Genomic DNA, 19,163 nt, shown 5'->3' on the forward strand with positions numbered 1-19,163 from the left:
ACGGCATATCCCTTTATGAAAACGGATATGCCGTTTATAATATGTATAAAGTTTTTATATATAGGAGTTGAGACAGCATGAGCATGAAATTAGTCATTCTCGGCTTGCTACTCGAAGGAGATAAACATCCATATGAAGTGCAACACATCATGAAAGAACGACAAATGGACTGTTACATTAAATATGCAAAAGGATCACTTTACTATGCCTTCGAGCAATTAGAAAAACAAGGGGCAATTCGTGTTACAACTATTGTTCGAGATACAAATAGACCAGATAAAACAATTTTTCATATAACAGATGAAGGTAAACGGTTATTTCACACGTTACTATTAAAACAATTCGAGGCAAAAAATCAAATATATAAACCAATTTATTCGGCACTCTCTTTCGCGCATTTTGGTGATGATCAAGAGTTAATTCCCATTTTAGAAAAAAAGAAAAATGATACCGTTCAATATTTACATAACATGCAAACTATTTATGACTGTAGCAAAGGAAAAATCCCACGCGCACAACTATATATTTTGCAAAGCGTTATTGAACATATTACAGTTGAATTGCAATGGTTAAACACCCTTCTTGCAGATGCTGTTGTCGGGCGACTTTCAGAAATTGATATAGATGAAGGTTTAACTTATAAAGACGAAACTGTAAAAAGACAATAAAGTTATTTTATTTCAAAGTCTAAAACAAGTATAAACCCCTTCTAATTTAGGATGGGGTTATACTTGTTTAATTTTCTATATAAGATGAACAGATTATTTAATAACATAACTGGCATCTTATCTATGTACAGGTACTCTTTTCTTTGTAAATTTAATCGCACTCCCTTTCAATCCCCCTCATTTTTCTTACCTTTAAAAAAGTTAGAAAAATAAAAAAAATCAAAATAAAAAACTTTAGAATTTTCTTATTTCAAAACAGTAGACAAAATTCTAAAAATTGTGTTAGAATTTGTTTCAATATCATATCGCTTGTTAAATTCCTTTCAAAAGGAAAATGGGTACACGAACAGTTTGTTTCGTGTTTAAAAGGGAAGCTTGGTGAAACTCCAACACGGTCCCGCCACTGTAAATGCTGAGATTTCTTTTTGATGCCACTGTGAAAACGGGAAGGTGAAAGAAATCATATGAAGCATAAGTCAGGAGACCTGCCTGTTTTAACAACACTGATAGATTCACGGATGATGATGAGGTGTTAAAACAAAAAGGAAGGCTTATTTTCTATGCCTTTATGCTTTTTGTTATAGGTATTTCCTAGTAAACGGAAATGCTTACTTTCAATTAGGGAGGAATTTGAAATGGCAATTCAAACAAGTAACTTAGGTTATCCACGTATCGGACTACAACGAGAGTGGAAAAAAACATTGGAAGCTTTTTGGTCTAATAAAATCGATGAAGAACAATTTTTAACAACAATGAAAGAAATTCGTCTTCAACACGTTAAAGCACAGCAAGAAAAAGGAATTGAACTTATTCCAATTGGAGACTTTACATATTACGATCACGTTTTGGATACTGCTTATATGCTAGGATTTATCCCATCACGTTTTTCTGAGTTTACATCTTACCTTGATGTATATTTCGCAATGGCGCGTGGCTCTGAAGATCACGTAGCTTCCGAAATGACAAAATGGTTTAACACAAACTATCATTATATCGTTCCAGAATATGAAGAGGGATTACAAATCTCTTTAAAAGATAATCGTCCACTTCGCTTATACGAAGAGGCAAAACAAGAATTAGGAGTAGATGGAAAACCTGTTATTTTAGGACCATATACTTTCTTGAAATTAGCTAAAGGCTATACACAAGAACAATTCGCGACTATTTTAAAACAATTAGTTGCACCATACGTACAATTGCTTTCAGAACTACATGTAGCTGGTGCACAAATCATTCAAGTTGATGAACCGATTTTCGCTTCTTTAACGAAAGAAGAAATCCAACAAGCAAAAGAAATTTATGAAGCTATTCGTAAAGAAGTTCCAAATGCGAATCTTCTTTTACAAACATATTTTGATAGTGTAGAAGAAAACTATGAAGAAATTATTACATTCCCAGTATCAAGTATTGGATTAGATTTCATTCATGGTAAAGAAGGTAATCTACGTGCTATTTCAAAATATGGATTCCCAGCTGATAAAACTTTAGCTGTTGGTTGTATAGATGGCCGTAACATTTGGAGAGCCGATCTTGATGAAGTTCTTACGTTATTTACAACGTTACAAAAACAAGTCCAAACGAAAGATTTCATCGTTCAGCCTTCTTGTAGCTTATTGCATACGCCAATCGATAAAACAGAAGAAACTCACTTATCGACTGAGCTATTTGATGCGTTGGCATTTGCAAATCAAAAATTAGAAGAGTTAGTTCTTATTCATTCCGCTCTAACTCAAGGTACAGAAAGCATTCGTAATGAGCTGGAAACATATCGAAATGTACATCATACAATTCGTTCATCTGCTGCACGTAACCGAGAAGATGTCAAAGCAGCACGAACAGCACTAAAAGAAGAAGATTTTTCACGACCTCTTCCATTTGAAAAACGATATGAATTGCAACAAGTTGCCCTGAAGTTACCGTTGTTACCAACAACAACTATCGGTAGCTTCCCGCAAACAACTGAAGTTCGCCAAACGCGAAAAGAATGGCGTAACGGTGTTATTTCAAATGAACAATACGAACAATTTATTGAAAAAGAGACAGAAAAATGGATTCGTTACCAAGAAGAAATTGGTCTTGATGTTCTTGTACATGGTGAATTTGAAAGAACTGACATGGTCGAATATTTTGGTGAACGCCTTGCTGGTTTCTCATTCACTAAAAACGGTTGGGTGCAATCATACGGTTCCCGCTGTGTAAAACCACCCGTTATTTATGGTGATGTAGCCTTTATTAACGGAATGACTATTAAGGAAACTGTTTATGCACAAAGCTTAACAGAGAAAGTTGTAAAAGGAATGTTAACTGGACCGGTTACGATTTTAAATTGGTCCTTCGTTCGAAATGACATTCCAAGAAAAGAAGTTTCATATCAAATTGCATTAGCTCTTCGTCATGAAATTGAACTACTTGAATCTTCCGGAATTCGAGTAATTCAAGTCGATGAGCCAGCACTTCGTGAAGGAATGCCACTAAAAGAAAAAGATTGGGACGCTTATATTACATGGGCAGTACAATCCTTCCTTTTAGCCACTTCATCTGTAGCAAATGAAACACAAATTCATACTCATATGTGTTACAGTAACTTCGAAGATATCGTTGATGCGATTCGCGCATTAGATGCAGATGTGATTTCTATCGAAACATCAAGAAGTCACGGTGAATTTATTGATACATTAAAACATACAACATATGAAAAAGGCATCGGTCTAGGTGTATATGATATTCATAGCCCACGTGTACCAAGTAAAGATGAAATGTATAAAATCGTAGAACAATCTTTAAAAGTATGCGATCCTAAATATTTCTGGATTAATCCTGATTGTGGTTTAAAAACGAGAAGAACAGAAGAAGTTATTCCAGCTTTAGAGCACATGGTGCAAGCGGCAAAAGACGCTCGTTCCTTGCTAAAAACAAACGCATAATAAAAATGGGGTATCCTTTTTGAGGATACCCCATTTTTTATTCTTTACTTTCAAAAAAGAATTCATATTGTATTTTATATAATTCATCATCCGTTGGTTCTTCAAGAGGTGTTGCTTGTAATACAACCGTATACTCACCATTTGGAATAGGGATTTGAAATTTATTTGAAAGAATACTTGTTACAACGATACATTCATTTTCAACTGTAAAAGGAACTGTAACCGTTCTAATCACTTCTTCTTTCTCAATATGTTTCCCTGGGGTCACTTTTACTTCACAAGTATAATCAGAGAGTGCTTCAAAAATAACAGTTCCGTCCGCCTTCGCATAACCTCTCTCAAAATCCTCATCCGTCCAGTCAACGTAAGGCTGATCACCGTCATAGTTCATCAACATTAATTGCGAATACGAAATTGTTAACTCCATCGTTCCCTTCTCCTTCATTATGAAATATGCAACTACTACTTTACGTCAAATTTCACACGCGTACCATCTGGGTATTTATCTAACTTATTCCCTACCCAAGAGCCTGCTCCGCGGTTATCGGCTGGACTTATATATTCAATATGTGCTCCTTTTCCACCTTCTTTACACATCGCCATTGGCCATTCATCACGATCATACCCTTTTTTTGATGGGTATGGAGCTAACGATAATTTTCTTCTATCCGCAGCGCCACCACGGTCGATTGTACAAACTTCTGAATGTCCTTCTTTTATAGCATCCGTAATATGTTTCCCTGTCTCTGGATATCGATCTTTCGGAAATTCTAGAACTTGATCATACGCATTTGTTTTTTTAATACTTGTTTCCTCTGGAACAAGCACTTCATACACCGCTACTAGAATAGAAAGAATTGCAATAATTGAAATGATAATACCTTTTAATTGTTTCATGTATACCTCCGTGATTCTACCTGTTTCTTTTCCTCAATTATTATAACAAACTTCTCCTGTATATGTTTTCAGACATTATTTTAGCTCTTCTTCGCCATTCCGCCAAAAACTCTCATTTTTCTTCATCTTTTCACTAATGCTGTAGAAAACTAATAACCTTCCGACATTCTTTTTCAAAGGAAGTCCTCATAAAAGATTGAAATGATATATACGATACTTTTTGGGGAGGAAATATCATGGAAGCTACCTATAAAACGAAAGATGTGACGAATAAAACAGGCATCCCAAAACATATAGTCCGCAAATATAGTCAACTGTTAGAGGAACATGGTTATATGATTTCCAAAACAGCTGATGCTCGTATTTATAAACTTGATGATTTAAAACTATTGAAATCTATACACGAAAGAGTTGCTACATTGCAAGAGGACCTTTCAGAAACGATACCAATTATTTTAAAAGAAAAAGAAGCCCCACCTGTACCAGTTATACAAGATAAGCCAGAGATACAACCGAAAGAAAAAGAAGATGGGCGTAACTTTGAGGAGTTCATGTTAAAACTTGAAATGCTTGCTCAGTTAAACGAAGCAATTATTCATCAAAATTCTACTCTTATTACCCAAAATCGTTTAAAAGATGAAAAGCTAGATGAATTGATGCAACAAGTTTATGTAAAAGAAGGCTCTCAAGAAAAAATGCTACAAGAGTTAGTGGATCATGCCGCTCAAACAGATGCCCTGCAAAAAGAAAAGATGGACTTATTAATGAATCATATGTATAAACGAGAATCTAAACAAGAAGAAAAAATGAATAAACTCGTAAACCAAATTTATAATAAAGATAGCAACCGTGATGCACAACTTATGCAAGTAATTCGCGAAATTCAAGAAACAAAAAGATTAGTCGCCGCTTCAAAAGAACAAAGCTTTTTCCAATCATTTAGAAGTTTATTTAGCCGAACAAAACAAGAAAAAACAACTGAATAACATAATATATTTTTTCTAATATAAAATAAAAAGTTACCTTCTATCGGTAACTTTTATTCCTTATTTCTTACAGCTGGCAATATAATAATCGCTTCCGTTCCTTTCCCACTTTCGCTTTTATATTCCAGCGTACCATTATGCGCTTGTAAAATACTAAATGTTACCATTAGCCCTAATCCTGTCCCTTTTTCTTTTAAAGAATAATACGGTTGTCCGAGCCTTGCTAATTGTTCTTTCGTCATCCCAACACCACTATCTTTAACTCTTATTACAATCGTTTCATCTTTTTGCATAGCCGTTACTTTTAAATATCCTTTATTTCCTTGAATTGCTTCAATACCATTTTTAACAACATTCATAATAGCTTGTTTCAATTTCGTTTTATCACCGATCGTATAAAGACTTTCAGAAATCTCAACTTGCAAATATACACCTTGCATCGCTGCAAATGATGACATAAGAGTTGTCATCTCTATTAATTGAGCGGATAAGCAAATATGTTCTTTTTTCTCAATTTGTGGTCTTGCTAAATTTAAATAATCTGAAATAATTTGTTCTGCCCGGTCCAATTCAGCTAATACGAGACGCATATAATCCTTATTCTTCACATCTTCCGTACTTTCTAGCAATTGAATAAAACCACGAACAACAGTGAGCGGATTTCGAACCTCATGTGCAACACTTGCTGCTAACTCACTTACAATATTAAGTTTCTCTGACTTTTGCATCTCTGTACGTAGTATTGCATTTTCATTTAAATATTCTGTTAAGTACACCTGAAATACCATTGTCATAACCATAATAAGCGAAGCAAATATATATCCGCTATATAAGTGCGAAACATATGGTGTAAACCCCGTTTCTAACAGAACGTTAATCATGCCAATCACTAAAGAAACAAGTACGTACAATGATGAAATTATAAATGCTAAAATTAACTTCTTATCCCTTGAAAATAGAGACCATTTCTTTGATAAAAATAATGGAACTATCAATAGGAATATTACTTCTATGACTGGAAGAAGGTTTATGCCCTTTAGTGCCCATTCATAGGCAACATAAATAACGGCCGGGATTAAACCAACAATCCCACCATATAGAAAACCACTAACAATCGGGATTGGGTGAAAGTTATACCCACAAACGTCCCCAAAACAAATAGAGTATGTCATAGAGAGAACGAGTGTAATGCTAGATAAAAACATAATAAAGTAGCGGTTCGGCTTCGGAGGCATTTCTTGATAACGATTTAAACGAATCGCTTCGTATAAAAATAGTGGCAAAATAATGATGGCAATTTGGATCATTAAATCACGGATAAGCTCCATAGCCTCTCATCCCCTATATGTATTTTGATATGATTATATCATTTTACAGGTTTATTTGTTTTAAAATTTTGATTTTTCTTAACATATTTGTTAATTCTTTGTTAACAACGCATAATAATTGTTACAGATTTTCGAAATGAATGTAAACCCTGTACCAAATTTCTGCCCGACAGTATACAATGAATACGGATTACAAAGAAAATAAAAAATACTTCATGAGATGGACAACTATAGCAAAATACAGCATATAATCCATACTATCTATGTTTACAAATAAGTGATCATTATTTTAGTAGGAGGAAGATAAATATGGCGGGTACTACGCTTGTTTTAAAAGAAGAAAATTTGGTTGTTCTAGAAAATGTTGAAAAATCAGTATATGAAGAGTTACAGCATAAAACAGGAGAAGAAAATTGCACATGCGCTGTGAATGAATCAGTTGTTCACCTTGGCAAAGTATCCTCTGTACTTTGGAATGAAGATGAAATAGATTGGGAGTACGGATATTAAAAAGTCGCTTACAGCGGCTTTTTTTCTATTATCCCTCTCTTTCTACGTAACATATACGCAAGCGAAATCATAGAAAATATGTTAAAATGAACTTAATTTTCAAACGGAAGAAAGGGAGATACAATGGAACAATTCATTAACCCTAGAGTGAAGGACATCCAAATTTCTGGAATCCGTCAATTCTCTAACATGATTCAAAACTATGATAATCTTATCTCTTTAACAATTGGACAACCTGATTTTCCTACACCTTCTCTCGTAAAAGAAGCGGCAAAACGGGCTATTACAGAAAATTATACAAGCTATACACATAACGCTGGTTTACTAGAATTACGCAAGGCAGCTTGTAACTTTGTAAAAGATAACTACGATTTACATTATTCACCTGAAAACGAAACCATCGTTACAATCGGTGCTAGTGAAGCAATTGATGTTGCATTTCGAACGATTCTAGAGCCAGGAACAGAAGTCATCTTACCTGCTCCCATTTATCCAGGATACGAACCTATTATTCGATTATGCGGTGCAACGCCTGTATTTATAGATGTTCGTGAAACTGGCTTCCGTTTAACAGCCGATGCACTAAAAAATGCCATTACAGAAAAAACAAGATGCGTCGTACTTCCATATCCTTCTAATCCAACTGGTGTAACTTTATCAAAAGAAGAACTACAGGATATTGTAAATGTTTTAAAAGATAAAAATATTTTCGTCCTTTCTGATGAAATTTATAGCGAACTTGTATATGAACAAACACATACATCGATCGCTCATTTCCCAGAAATGCGCGAAAAGACTATCGTCATTAACGGTTTATCAAAATCGCATTCTATGACTGGCTGGCGTATCGGTCTATTATTCGCACCAGACTATTTAGCTGGGCATATATTAAAAGTTCATCAATACAACGTAACGTGCGCTACTTCAATCGCTCAATATGCTGCAATTGAAGCATTAACAGCTGCTAAAGATGCACCAAAAATGATGCGTCATCAATACAAAAAACGCCGTGATTACGTATATAATAGACTCATTCAAATGGGCTTAACAGTTGAAAAGCCAACCGGTGCATTTTACTTATTCCCATATGTTGGCCATTTAACATCTTCATCATTTGATTTTGCACTTGATCTTGTGAAAGAAGCTGGACTTGCCGTCGTTCCCGGAACAGCATTCTCTGAATATGGGGAAGGCTACCTTCGCTTGTCCTATGCGTATAGTATTGAAACTTTAAAAGAAGGCTGTGACCGTTTAGAAGCCTTTCTACAAAAAAAAGCTAAGAGTTAAACTCTTAGCTTTTTTTATGCATAATGATCACAAGTTTGACGCTTCAGTAATTTATGCGGAATAATGATACACTTTGCAGTAGACTCTGCATTCTCTACTTTATCAACTAAAGCTTTTGCAGCTTCATATCCTAGCTGATATATATTCACATCAACTGTTGAAAGTGGCGGACTCGAAATTTCTGATAATAAAGCATTATTAAAACTTACAATTGAAACATCCTTCGGTACAACAAATCCTTTTTTAGAAAGTGCACTTAGCACACCAAGTCCAATTAGATCATCCGTTGCCATAATTGCTGTCGGTGGTTGCTTCAATCCCATTAATTCCTCCACGGCTTGTTGACCACTTTCTCTTGAAAAATCAAAATGTAAAATATACTCTTTTGGTAATACAATGTCTGCTAATTTTAAAGCATCACTCATACCAGCCAAACGATCCCTCGTTACAAGTAAATCTGATCCACCGCCGATGAACGCGATTTGTTTATGACCTAATGAAATTAAATATTCTGCCACTTCTCTTGCAGCTGTATAATTGTCATTATCTACATATGTAATTTCATCTTTTCGATCATATGGTTTCCCAATTAAAACAAACGGGAAATTTTGTTTATGTAAATATTGAATAATCCGATCATTCTCTCTTGAATATAAAAGAATAATACCACCAATTTGGCGCCCTTGCACCATCTTTACAACACCATTAAAAATTTCATCTTCCGTTTCACCTGTCGACATATAAAGTGCATACCCTTCCACATGTGCAAATGAACTAATCCCTCTTATAACTTCTGGGAAAAACGGATTTTGAAAAGCTTTACTTGCAGAACTTGGCATAACAAGGCCAAGTGTTTTTGTTGTTTGGTTAGCTAGGTTTCTTGCGTTTAAATTAGGATGATACCCTAGTTCACTCATTACTTTCCGAACACGACGCTTTGTTTTTTCACTTATACTTGGATTATCAGCAATTACACGAGAAACGGTAGATGGTGCTACATTCGCCTTCTTCGCCACATCTTTAATTGTAACTGTCATAAAAATCCCCCTCCTTTCACTTCTCTGCCATTTTATATATTTTCATCTTGCACCCGTTGCAAGTAATAGGAGAAGTCATAAACTTTCATTGATTCTATCTTGTAAAACCTATCATATTCTCCCTCTCCATGTATTGTAAGGGATAGAGCTCTTTTTTCCTATACTATAATATACTATTTATTTCACTTCTTTTCATATGGGATGTCAAATCTCTTTTCATCTCCCTATAAACTTATTTATAGGGAGATGAAAAGAAAAATGGGACATAATGTCCCATTTTTCATCCTTTCGTACCTCCAGCAGTTAAACCAGAGATAAAGTATTTTTGTAGTGATAGGAATAAAATTGAAATTGGGATTGCAATCAATACTGAACCCGCTGCGAACGTTGTAAATTCATTTCCAAATTTCTTCGCCACCATTTCATATAATCCAACTGCTAACGTATAATTTTCTGGTGTGCGCAAAATAATACTCGCTAAAATGAAATCTGTAAATGGACCGATGAAAGTGAATAACGCTACAACCGCTACGATTGGTTTTGCAAGTGGCATAATGATTTGCCAAAAAATACGGAAATGTCCTGCTCCATCCATACGAGCTGACTCATCCAATTCTTTCGGGATCGTATCAAAATACCCTTTCATAAGCCATGTATTCATTGGAATTGCCCCGCCTACATAAATTAAAATTAATGCAAGGTGCGTATCAATTAATCCTGTTAACTGCGCTAATACGTATAAAGCGATTAACGCTGCAAAGTTTGGAATCATTTGCAAAATTAAAAATGTTAGTAAACCATTTTTTCTTCCAACAAAACGGTATCTCGAAAATGCATAAGCAGTAAAACTAATTGCTAACACTGAGAAAACCATCGTTAAAACACTTACTTTTAATGTGTTTTTATACCATAGTAAATAATTACTATTCTCTAAGTCTAATAACTTACGATAATGATCTAGCGTTGCATTTTGCGGAATAATACTTGATCCAGATAAACTATCACCCGGATTAAACGATGAGCCAATAATCCATAATAATGGATAGAAAATGATGGCACACATTACGAAAATAACGAGATAACTTAATGAGAGACGTAACATCTTTTGTCTTTTAATATTCATTTACATCATATCCTCTTCTTGGAATGATTTTGTTCTCTTAAATTGCCATAACGCAACTGTAATAACGATTAACGATAAGATCATTGTAAGAGCTGCTGCTTTTCCGTACTGCGCGGAAGTCATCGTTAACTTATAAATCCATGAAATTAAAATATCTGTTCCACCTGCGTCTTGTCCAGCTACAGCAGGACCTCCGCCGTTAAATAGATAGATGATACTAAAGTTATTAAAGTTAAACGTATATTGCGTAATTAATATTGGTGCTGTTGCATATAGAACAAGTGGCAATGTAATTTTACGAAACTGTTGCCAAGCTGTAGCCCCATCTACTGTAGCCGCTTCGTATAATTCTCCTGGAATCGATTGCAGTATACCTGTTGTCATTGCAAAGACGAACGGGAATCCAAGCCACGTTTGAATCATAATTAAAGCAATCTTCGCCCAAAATGGATCTGTCATCCAAGCAATCTTTTCAATTCCGAATAAAGCTAGTACTTGATTGTTAATTGCTCCAAATGTTTCATTAAACATACCAGAGAAAACAAGAATAGATACGAATGCTGGGACCGCCCACGGTAAAATGAAGATTGTTCGAATAATCGCCTTCCCTTTAATACCAGGCTGATTTACGATAATTGCTAAGAAAATACCAAGCGCAACTTGTAATGTCGTTGCAACGAATGTCCAAATGACAGTCCAAGAAAATACACTTAAAAATGTCTCTCTCCACATCGGTAATGTAAAGATATCAATAAAGTTTTTAAACCCTACCCAATCTACTAATTTAGCTGGAGGAGAATGATATAAATCATAGTTCGTAAATCCAATTAAAATTACGAAAATGATTGGAAAGACAACGACAAAGATAAGTAATAGAAACCCTGGTGAAACCATTAAATATGGAAAACCTTGATCTAGTAAATTACGGTATTGCTCTTTTACAGAGTTTAAAGGTGTTCCTATATCCCGTTTCTTCCCGTTTTGGTATGCATCATATAAATTAAATGCATATATTCCAAGTCCAAACACGATGACGATGAGTGCCAAGATTCCCTCTACTAATAGAAAGACAGAATGGTCACGTGGAACTTCTGTACCAAGCGTTACAATTCCCCATAATCCCATATTTAATAAATCAGCAAAGGCTACAATAAATGAACCTGTTAAGACTAGAAAAATAAGACCTTTTACAAATTGCTTGTTATACATTTGGCCCACGCCTGGAATGATAGATAACATGGTTGCCATTTTCCTATGTTTTGAACCGTTTAAACCGTTTGCTGGTTCCATAGATGTTTGCATGTTCCTTCCCCCTTTTTTCTGGGAGAGAATTCGTGCCCCTTATATGAGAGGCACGAATTTCACCTTATTTTTTCTTACTATGATTTGCCTCAATATTACCTTTAATTTGCTTCACTGCATTGTCAAGTGCTGCTTTTGGTGCCTCTTTTTCCGTAACAACTAATTGAAGTGCATCTCCAGCTGGTTTCCATACTTCTTGCATTTCTGGAATGTTCGGCATTGGAATTCCATTTTCAGATTGTGTTGCAACTGCTTTTGCAGCTTCGTTGTCTTTAATGATTGGATCTTCCATTACTGCTTTTACTGGAGGAATTTCTTTCGTTTTCTCAAATCGAATTTTTGCGTTCTCTTCATTTGTTACCCATTCAGTGAACTTTGTAGCTAAATCATTTTGTTTAGAGAAACTTGTTACATGCCATCCTTTAACACCAACAAATGTTTTCATTGGTTGACCGTTTGGTAATTTTGGCATTGGAGCAACGCCATAATCAATTCCGTTCTTTTCCATTGCTTGGAACGCCCATGGACCGTTCATGATAGATGCTGCTTTTCCTTCGTTAAATAGTCCATCAGCAGCAGGTCCACCAGATTCACCGATAATACCTTTCGGGAATAACTTTTCTTTGTACCATTTTTGAAGATATTCAGCACCTTGTACTGCTCCGCTATTATTTAATCCAACATCACTTGCATTTGGCTTTCCATCTTTTTCACCAAACACATAACCACCCATACCTGCCATGAATGCATTAGCAAAGTAGAAGTTATCTCCTAGCGTTAAGAACCCGTATTTGCCATCTTTCGTAAATTCTTTTGAGAAGTTAAACAGCTCGTCCATCGTTTCTGGTGCTTTTGGCATTAATTTTTTATTGTAAATAAAGATTGGTGTCTCAATTGCTTTTGGTAAACCGTATAATTTTCCGTTATATGTCTGTGCTTCTATTGATGAATCAGTAAATTTACTCTTTACAGCATCGTCAGCTTTCACTTCAGAAAGTAAACCTTCTGTTACTGCATTTCCGATTTGATCATGTGGCAATGTTACAACATCTGGTCCCGTCCCCGCTGGTCCATCAAGGCGTAACTTCTTCACTTGATCTGTCATTTGCATTTCAACAACTTTTACTTTTACTTTATATTTTTCCTCAAAGCTTTTCACTGCTGGTTCTAAACCAACACCTTTTTTATCATCTTCCCAAACGAGTAGATCATAATCTTTCTTTGCTTTACTTTCTTCTTTTTTCCCTGAATCTTTCGGTCCACATGCAGATAACATACCAATTGATAATGCTGAAACCGTTAATAATGATAATGCTTTCTTCATCCCAAAAACCTCCCTGAATTGTATATGTACCCTACTAATTGAAAACGTTTGCATTGAATGGTTTAATAGAAGCGCAAACAATATCTCAATCTATGAAAACGTTTGCGCTATTTGTCTATCATTATACATTCTTTTATTCATTTTGCAAATATTAATTTTAAAAATATTATTACTATACTCTTTGTACATTGACTTTATACGAAATGAATACTACTCTTATAAGCAATATTAAAGCTATGCAAAAGGCAATCGTTTGCAACATATGCTTTATTATGATACTTAAGGGAACAATATGCATAGAGATAGTAAAGGGGGATTTTTTATATGCTTAAAGACGCCATCTATCATAGGCCAAAAGATAATTACGCATACGCTTACGATGAAAAAACGATTCATATCCGAATACGTACGAAAAAAGACGATGTTCAAAGCACCAATCTTATTTATGGTGATCCTTATGAATGGACAGACGGGAAGTGGATTTCTTTAAGTGCACCGATGAAAAAAACTGGTTCTACTGCATTATTTGATTATTGGTCCATTTCCATCGAGCCGAAATTTAAGCGCTTACGTTATGGCTTTGAATTAAAAGCAGAGACAGAAACGCTTATTTATGCAGAACGCGGATTTTTTTCCAGCATTCCAAATGATGACGTTGGTAACTTTTTTTGTTTTCCATTTATTCATGCAAATGATGTATTCAAAGCACCTTCCTGGATTAAAGATACTGTTTGGTATCAAATTTTCCCAGAACGGTTCGCTAATGGAGATCATACGTTGAATCCAGAAAACACCCTTCCTTGGGGAAGCGCTGAACCAACTCCAACTAATTTTTTCGGCGGAGATTTTGCTGGTATTATGCAAAAACTCGATTACCTTGTTAAGCTTGGAATTTCGGGAATATATTTCACACCTATTTTCAAAGCACATTCAAACCATAAATATGACACAATTGACTACATGGAAATCGATCCGCAATTTGGCACAAAAGAAACATTCAAAGAACTCGTTGAGGCATGTCATACACATGGTATAAAAGTAATGCTCGATGCCGTATTCAATCACAGTGGATACTTTTTCGATAAATTTCAAGACGTACTAGAAAATGGTGAACAGTCAGCATATAAAGAATGGTTTCATATTCATGAGTTCCCTATTAGAACTGAGCCACTTCCGAATTATGATACTTTCGCGTTTACACCGTATATGCCAAAATTAAACACTGCACACCCGGATGTAAAAGAATACTTACTTGAAGTAGGGCGTTATTGGGTAAAAGAATTCAATATAGACGGGTGGCGCCTTGATGTAGCAAATGAAGTCGATCATAGCTTTTGGAGAGAATTCCGAAGCGAGATAAAAGCATTAAATCCTGAAGTATATATTTTAGGAGAAATTTGGCACGATGCACTTCCATGGTTACAAGGAGATCAATTTGATGCTGTAATGAGCTATCCTGTCACAAATGCTCTACTATCTTACTTTGCCAACGATTCCATTAAAGCAAATGAATTTATGAAACAAATTACAGAATCTCTCCATTCCTACTCTATGAATGTAAATGAAGCAGCATTTCATTTATTAGACAGTCATGATACACCAAGAATATTGACAACATGTAACGGAGATAAAAATAAGTTACAGTTACTTTATGTATTCCATCTTTCTTTCATCGGCTCTCCTTGTATTTATTATGGAGACGAGATTGGCATGGACGGTGGTATGGATCCAGCTTGTCGCAAATGTATGATTTGGGATACGAAAGAACAAGATCATCTATTACTTACACATGTACAAACATTAATTTCATTACGAAAGCAATATAAAGCATTTGGAGGACATGGTACTTTCCAATTTATCGAAGCAAATGATGAACATAATTATATTTCTTATACGAAAACATACGAAGATGAAACGATCTTTTTCGTTTTAAATCCGACTAATAGTGACATTACAGCTTCACTCCCTCTCCATGTTACTGGAAAGAAAATCATTAACATTTATACAAACGAAGAATTTTCAGCGGAAGCAAGTGTATTACAAATTACACTTCCTCCATATGGATTCTCCATATTAAAATGGTAGTAAAAAAATCCTTATACCAAAACGGTATAAGGATTTTTCTTATTTCAATTTGAATACTATTGCTTCATACGGACGTAATGGTATGTTTTCTATAGGTCCATTCTCTACGTCGTAATTGTGTATGAGTAACTCTACTTCACTATAACTAACGTCCTCAGGCAATTCAAATATACATTCTTCCGCAGTAAAGTTTGCAATAACAAGAAGTTTTTCATCTCCATATGTTCTTACGTATGCAAAAATAGATGGATTATTCTCCAATATTAAATCATATGATCCATACACAACTATTTCATTATTTTTGCGTAACTCAATTAATTTTTTATAATAATAAAAAATTGAATCTTTATTTTGGATCGCTTGTTTCACATTAATTTCTTTGTAATTAGGGTTTACCGTAATCCAAGGTTCACCTGTTGTAAATCCAGCGTGATTCTGATCATCCCACTGCATCGGAGTTCTAGCATTATCACGACCCTTTATATAAATAGATTCCATTACTTTTTCTATATCTTCACCACGGTCTATCACTTTTTCTTTATACATATTTAACGTTTCAATATCTCGATATTCATCAATCGACTCAAATCGGACGTTTGTCATTCCAATTTCTTCTCCTTGATAAATATACGGTGTTCCTTTCATCATATGAAGCACCGTCGCTAACATTTTCGCAGATTCAATGCGATACATTCCATCATTACCAAAACGAGATACAACGCGAGGCTGATCATGGTTATTCCAATACAGACTATTCCAGCCTGTATGTTCTAATGCTTTTTGCCACTTCGTTAAATTCTCTTTTAAAGTAAAGAGTGAACATGGTTTTACATCCCATTTTCCGCCTTCTCCTGAGTCTAAATCCATATGTTCAAATTGGAATACCATCTGCAGTTCTTTTCGTTCTTCCCCGGTATACAATTTCGCTTCTTCTGTCGTTACACCAGGCATTTCACCAACCGTCATAATATCATAATGAGACAATACTTCTTCATTCATTTCATGTAAATATTTATGAATGTTTGGACCGTTCATAAAATGCTTATGACCTGAAACATACCCCTCTTCTTCTGTTTCAACAGCTGGTAATCCCTCTTCTTTAGAAATAAAATTAATAACATCCATACGGAAGCCATCAATTCCTTTTTCTAACCAAAACTTCATCATTTCATAAACATCTTGCCTTACCTTTTCATTATCCCAATTTAAATCTGGCTGTTTTTTAGAAAACAAATGTAAATAATATTCATCTGTCATTTCATCATACTGCCATGCTGATCCACTAAACGCTGCTCCCCAGTTATTCGGCTCTTTTCCTTCTTTTCCAGGGCGCCATATATAGTAATCTCTATATTTATTATCTTTTGATTTACGTGATTCAATAAACCAATTATGTTCATCAGAAGTATGATTAACAACTAAGTCCATCATAAGTTTCATATTACGTTCATGCATTTCATGTAATAGCTCATCCCAATCTTCCATTGTTCCGAACTCATTCATAATTTTACAATAATCACTTATATCATAACCATTATCATCATTTGGAGATTCATAGACTGGTGATAACCAAATTACATCAATCCCTAATTCTTTTAAGTAATCTAACTTTGAAATAATACCGCGAAGATCCCCGATACCATCACCGTTGCTATCCATAAAGCTACGAGGATAAATTTGATATACTACACTTTCTTTCCACCACTGTTTTTCCATTATGCTACCCCATTTCATTCATAATTCGATTTTCTCTTTTCAAGGCGCAAACGTTTTCATTAATGAATGATAACAGATTCTATCTTAATTTAAAATAGCGCTTACAACTTTTATTCTTATTTTTCTAAGAAAACATACGAAATTTACTAATATTCTTCTAATTTATGAAAACGTTTTATTTTTTTGTTTATTTTTTGAATCTATTCGTTTATAATGAACTCAAAGAAAACGTTTGCATAATTATTTCTAGGGGGAAATACCATGGCAGAACTGAAATTAGAAAACATTTATAAAATATATGATAATAACGTAACAGCTGTAACAGACTTCAATTTACACATTCAAGATAAAGAATTTATCGTATTTGTCGGTCCTTCTGGATGCGGAAAATCTACAACATTACGAATGGTGGCTGGACTTGAAGACATTTCAAAAGGAGAGTTTTCAATTGATGGTAAGCTAATGAATGATGTCCCTCCAAAAGATCGCGATATCGCAATGGTCTTCCAAAACTATGCTCTATATCCACATATGAGTGTATATGATAATATGGCATTTGGATTAAAACTTAGAAAAATACCAAAAGATGAAATTGATCGTCGTGTGAAAGATGCAGCAAAAATTTTAGGACTGGAACAATATTTAGATAGAAAACCGAAAGCTTTATCCGGTGGACAACGTCAACGTGTTGCGTTAGGGAGAGCAATCGTTCGAGACGCGAAAGTGTTCTTAATGGACGAGCCTTTATCTAACTTGGACGCTAAATTACGTGTTGCAATGCGCTCAGAAATTTCTAAGTTACACCACCGCCTTGGAACGACAACAATTTATGTAACACATGATCAAACTGAAGCGATGACAATGGCTTCTCGTCTTGTTGTTATGAAAGACGGAAAAATTCAACAAATTGGTACTCCAAAAGAAGTATATGAAACACCTGAAAATATTTTTGTTGGTGGATTTATCGGCTCTCCAGCGATGAATTTCTTCCGTGGTAAATTAACTGAAACCGATTTCGTTATAGACAATGCTGTAAAAATTAAAGTAACTGAGGGAAAAATGAAGATATTACGTGAACAAGGCTATGTAAATAAGGATATTGTTTTAGGTATTCGTCCTGAGGACATTCATGATGAACTATTATTTTTAGAAGCTTCACAATCTACTGCCTTCACAACAAAAATTGAAGTTGCTGAGTTATTAGGTGCTGAATCTATTTTATATATGAAACTTGGAAATCAAGATTTTGCAGCACGTGTTGATGCAAGACATACATTTTCACCTGGTGACCAAATTAAACTAGCATTTGATATGAATAAAGCGCATTTCTTTGATAGTCAAACCGAACAACGCATTCGTTAAAAAATAATTTTCATACAAAAAAACCGTCCACATATATTGAGGGCGGTTTTCACTATTATACGAGGGCTTCTACTGTATGAAATGATTGTCCTTTCGTGCCAATAATACCGAAAATCGGTAAGTCACTCAGCACCACTTCTTCTTGCTGTTTCATAAAAGATGACGTTAATTGTTTTATCTCTATCCATACGTCATTAATACAAAGTACATTGGAATCGTTCTCTTGTTGGCGTGAAAATATAGAATCTATTTTATATAAACCAGCATTTTGAAAAAGCATATCAATGCGACTGAATGCATTCAAAGTAATGCTGATTACGCGCTGCCAATCTCCTTGTTTTTCCATATCATAGGATACAAAAAGTGCTTCTCCGCCTAGATTCGTAATTTCCTCCACTGTTGCTTGTCCACTTTCTTGATCGATATCCGTCACAATTACTTTTGCGCCTTGTTTAGCCAACAAAAGAGCTGTATTACGTCCAATACCGATGCCACCGCCAGTTACGATGGCAACTTTTCCTGCAAGCTTCATTTTCATTACCCCTTCTATAAGTCTTACCGTCATTCAGTATACCCCTTTATGAGATTAGTCTGCAAGCAAGAAAAGTTGCTTA

The 19,163-nt window shown here is 34.9% G+C and carries 16 protein-coding genes and 1 riboswitch; of the genes, 7 read left to right on the top strand and 9 right to left on the bottom strand.

The window, feature by feature from the left end:
* The first annotated feature begins 77 nt into the window (after positions 1 to 77).
* Both EKQ63_RS21270 and metE read left to right on the top strand, forming a co-directional pair.
* On the top strand, positions 78 to 668 hold the full coding sequence (locus EKQ63_RS21270) for a PadR family transcriptional regulator (RefSeq protein ID WP_087954433.1): 591 nt from the start codon (positions 78 to 80) through the stop codon (positions 666 to 668).
* A 319-nt stretch (positions 669 to 987) separates the two neighbouring features.
* Positions 988 to 1,176: riboswitch (cobalamin riboswitch) on the top strand.
* Positions 1,177 to 1,303: 127 nt separating this feature from the next.
* Positions 1,304 to 3,592, top strand: coding sequence for a 5-methyltetrahydropteroyltriglutamate--homocysteine S-methyltransferase (gene metE / locus EKQ63_RS21275; RefSeq protein WP_087954432.1), 2,289 nt, complete (start codon positions 1,304 to 1,306; stop codon positions 3,590 to 3,592).
* Between the two features lie 37 nt (positions 3,593 to 3,629).
* Here metE and comJ read toward each other — a convergent pair whose 3' ends face one another.
* Both comJ and nucA read right to left on the bottom strand, forming a co-directional pair.
* Positions 3,630 to 4,019 (bottom strand): competence protein ComJ, encoded by a 390-nt coding sequence (gene comJ, locus EKQ63_RS21280; protein ID WP_000424015.1) that lies wholly within the window; start codon positions 4,017 to 4,019, stop codon positions 3,630 to 3,632.
* Positions 4,020 to 4,054: 35 nt separating this feature from the next.
* Positions 4,055 to 4,489, bottom strand: a complete 435-nt coding sequence (gene nucA, locus EKQ63_RS21285) for a DNA-entry nuclease (RefSeq protein ID WP_087954431.1) — start codon at positions 4,487 to 4,489, stop codon at positions 4,055 to 4,057.
* A 236-nt stretch (positions 4,490 to 4,725) separates the two neighbouring features.
* Here nucA and EKQ63_RS21290 point away from each other — a divergent pair, with 236 nt between their 5' ends.
* Positions 4,726 to 5,475: a DUF3967 domain-containing protein gene (locus EKQ63_RS21290; protein WP_087954430.1), complete on the top strand. Its 750-nt coding sequence runs from the start codon at positions 4,726 to 4,728 to the stop codon at positions 5,473 to 5,475.
* A gap of 53 nt (positions 5,476 to 5,528) precedes the next feature.
* Here EKQ63_RS21290 and kinB read toward each other — a convergent pair whose 3' ends face one another.
* On the bottom strand, positions 5,529 to 6,803 hold the full coding sequence (kinB, locus tag EKQ63_RS21295; RefSeq protein WP_087954429.1) for a sporulation sensor histidine kinase KinB: 1,275 nt from the start codon (positions 6,801 to 6,803) through the stop codon (positions 5,529 to 5,531).
* A 309-nt stretch (positions 6,804 to 7,112) separates the two neighbouring features.
* Between kinB and EKQ63_RS21300 the strand changes: the two genes are divergently transcribed.
* On the top strand, positions 7,113 to 7,313 hold the full coding sequence (locus EKQ63_RS21300) for a hypothetical protein (protein WP_000929285.1): 201 nt from the start codon (positions 7,113 to 7,115) through the stop codon (positions 7,311 to 7,313).
* 123 nt (positions 7,314 to 7,436) lie between these two features.
* Positions 7,437 to 8,600: an aminotransferase A gene (locus EKQ63_RS21305; RefSeq protein ID WP_048550590.1), complete on the top strand. Its 1,164-nt coding sequence runs from the start codon at positions 7,437 to 7,439 to the stop codon at positions 8,598 to 8,600.
* A 14-nt stretch (positions 8,601 to 8,614) separates the two neighbouring features.
* On the opposite strand, the gene malR is transcribed toward EKQ63_RS21305, so the two are convergent.
* The 4 genes from malR to EKQ63_RS21325 form a co-directional block, all read right to left on the bottom strand.
* The gene (gene malR, locus EKQ63_RS21310) at positions 8,615 to 9,637 is read right to left on the bottom strand and encodes a maltose operon transcriptional repressor MalR (protein WP_087954428.1); all 1,023 of its coding nucleotides are present in this window, start codon (positions 9,635 to 9,637) and stop codon (positions 8,615 to 8,617) included.
* A 280-nt stretch (positions 9,638 to 9,917) separates the two neighbouring features.
* Entirely contained in the window at positions 9,918 to 10,760 is an 843-nt protein-coding gene (malD, locus tag EKQ63_RS21315; protein ID WP_087954427.1) for a maltosaccharide ABC transporter permease MalD, read from the bottom strand.
* Positions 10,761 to 12,062 carry a maltosaccharide ABC transporter permease MalC gene (malC, locus tag EKQ63_RS21320; RefSeq protein ID WP_001194989.1) on the bottom strand — a complete coding sequence of 434 codons (1,302 nt, stop codon included), beginning with the start codon at positions 12,060 to 12,062 and terminating at the stop codon, positions 10,761 to 10,763. It lies immediately after the preceding gene.
* Positions 12,063 to 12,126: 64 nt separating this feature from the next.
* Positions 12,127 to 13,386, bottom strand: a complete 1,260-nt coding sequence (locus EKQ63_RS21325) for an extracellular solute-binding protein (RefSeq protein ID WP_087954426.1) — start codon at positions 13,384 to 13,386, stop codon at positions 12,127 to 12,129.
* Between the two features lie 324 nt (positions 13,387 to 13,710).
* Here EKQ63_RS21325 and EKQ63_RS21330 point away from each other — a divergent pair, with 324 nt between their 5' ends.
* Positions 13,711 to 15,471, top strand: coding sequence for an alpha-glycosidase (locus EKQ63_RS21330; RefSeq protein ID WP_087954425.1), 1,761 nt, complete (start codon positions 13,711 to 13,713; stop codon positions 15,469 to 15,471).
* 39 nt (positions 15,472 to 15,510) lie between these two features.
* Here the strand turns inward: EKQ63_RS21330 and malL are convergent, their stop codons facing one another.
* Positions 15,511 to 17,187 (bottom strand): oligo-1,6-glucosidase, encoded by a 1,677-nt coding sequence (malL, locus tag EKQ63_RS21335; RefSeq protein ID WP_087954424.1) that lies wholly within the window; start codon positions 17,185 to 17,187, stop codon positions 15,511 to 15,513.
* A gap of 261 nt (positions 17,188 to 17,448) precedes the next feature.
* Here malL and EKQ63_RS21340 point away from each other — a divergent pair, with 261 nt between their 5' ends.
* Positions 17,449 to 18,549 carry an ABC transporter ATP-binding protein gene (locus tag EKQ63_RS21340; RefSeq protein WP_000818928.1) on the top strand — a complete coding sequence of 367 codons (1,101 nt, stop codon included), beginning with the start codon at positions 17,449 to 17,451 and terminating at the stop codon, positions 18,547 to 18,549.
* Between the two features lie 55 nt (positions 18,550 to 18,604).
* Here the strand turns inward: EKQ63_RS21340 and EKQ63_RS21345 are convergent, their stop codons facing one another.
* Complete coding sequence (locus EKQ63_RS21345; RefSeq protein WP_000218416.1) at positions 18,605 to 19,114, bottom strand: SDR family NAD(P)-dependent oxidoreductase; 510 nt, start codon at positions 19,112 to 19,114, stop codon at positions 18,605 to 18,607.
* Between the last annotated feature and the right edge of the window lie 49 nt (positions 19,115 to 19,163).

The sequence above is a fragment of the Bacillus sp. BD59S genome (genome assembly GCF_007363175.1).
GTDB lineage: Bacteria > Bacillota > Bacilli > Bacillales > Bacillaceae_G > Bacillus_A > Bacillus_A pacificus.

Coding starts and splice junctions, on each gene's coding strand:
- EKQ63_RS21270 (WP_087954433.1), top strand. CDS start 78: ATGAGCATGAAATTAGTCATTCTCGGCTTGCTACTCGAAGGAGATAAA.
- metE (WP_087954432.1), top strand. CDS start 1,304: ATGGCAATTCAAACAAGTAACTTAGGTTATCCACGTATCGGACTACAA.
- comJ (WP_000424015.1), bottom strand. CDS start 4,019: ATGGAGTTAACAATTTCGTATTCGCAATTAATGTTGATGAACTATGAC.
- nucA (WP_087954431.1), bottom strand. CDS start 4,489: ATGAAACAATTAAAAGGTATTATCATTTCAATTATTGCAATTCTTTCT.
- EKQ63_RS21290 (WP_087954430.1), top strand. CDS start 4,726: ATGGAAGCTACCTATAAAACGAAAGATGTGACGAATAAAACAGGCATC.
- kinB (WP_087954429.1), bottom strand. CDS start 6,803: ATGGAGCTTATCCGTGATTTAATGATCCAAATTGCCATCATTATTTTG.
- EKQ63_RS21300 (WP_000929285.1), top strand. CDS start 7,113: ATGGCGGGTACTACGCTTGTTTTAAAAGAAGAAAATTTGGTTGTTCTA.
- EKQ63_RS21305 (WP_048550590.1), top strand. CDS start 7,437: ATGGAACAATTCATTAACCCTAGAGTGAAGGACATCCAAATTTCTGGA.
- malR (WP_087954428.1), bottom strand. CDS start 9,637: ATGACAGTTACAATTAAAGATGTGGCGAAGAAGGCGAATGTAGCACCA.
- malD (WP_087954427.1), bottom strand. CDS start 10,760: ATGAATATTAAAAGACAAAAGATGTTACGTCTCTCATTAAGTTATCTC.
- malC (WP_001194989.1), bottom strand. CDS start 12,062: ATGCAAACATCTATGGAACCAGCAAACGGTTTAAACGGTTCAAAACAT.
- EKQ63_RS21325 (WP_087954426.1), bottom strand. CDS start 13,386: ATGAAGAAAGCATTATCATTATTAACGGTTTCAGCATTATCAATTGGT.
- EKQ63_RS21330 (WP_087954425.1), top strand. CDS start 13,711: ATGCTTAAAGACGCCATCTATCATAGGCCAAAAGATAATTACGCATAC.
- malL (WP_087954424.1), bottom strand. CDS start 17,187: ATGGAAAAACAGTGGTGGAAAGAAAGTGTAGTATATCAAATTTATCCT.
- EKQ63_RS21340 (WP_000818928.1), top strand. CDS start 17,449: ATGGCAGAACTGAAATTAGAAAACATTTATAAAATATATGATAATAAC.
- EKQ63_RS21345 (WP_000218416.1), bottom strand. CDS start 19,114: ATGACGGTAAGACTTATAGAAGGGGTAATGAAAATGAAGCTTGCAGGA.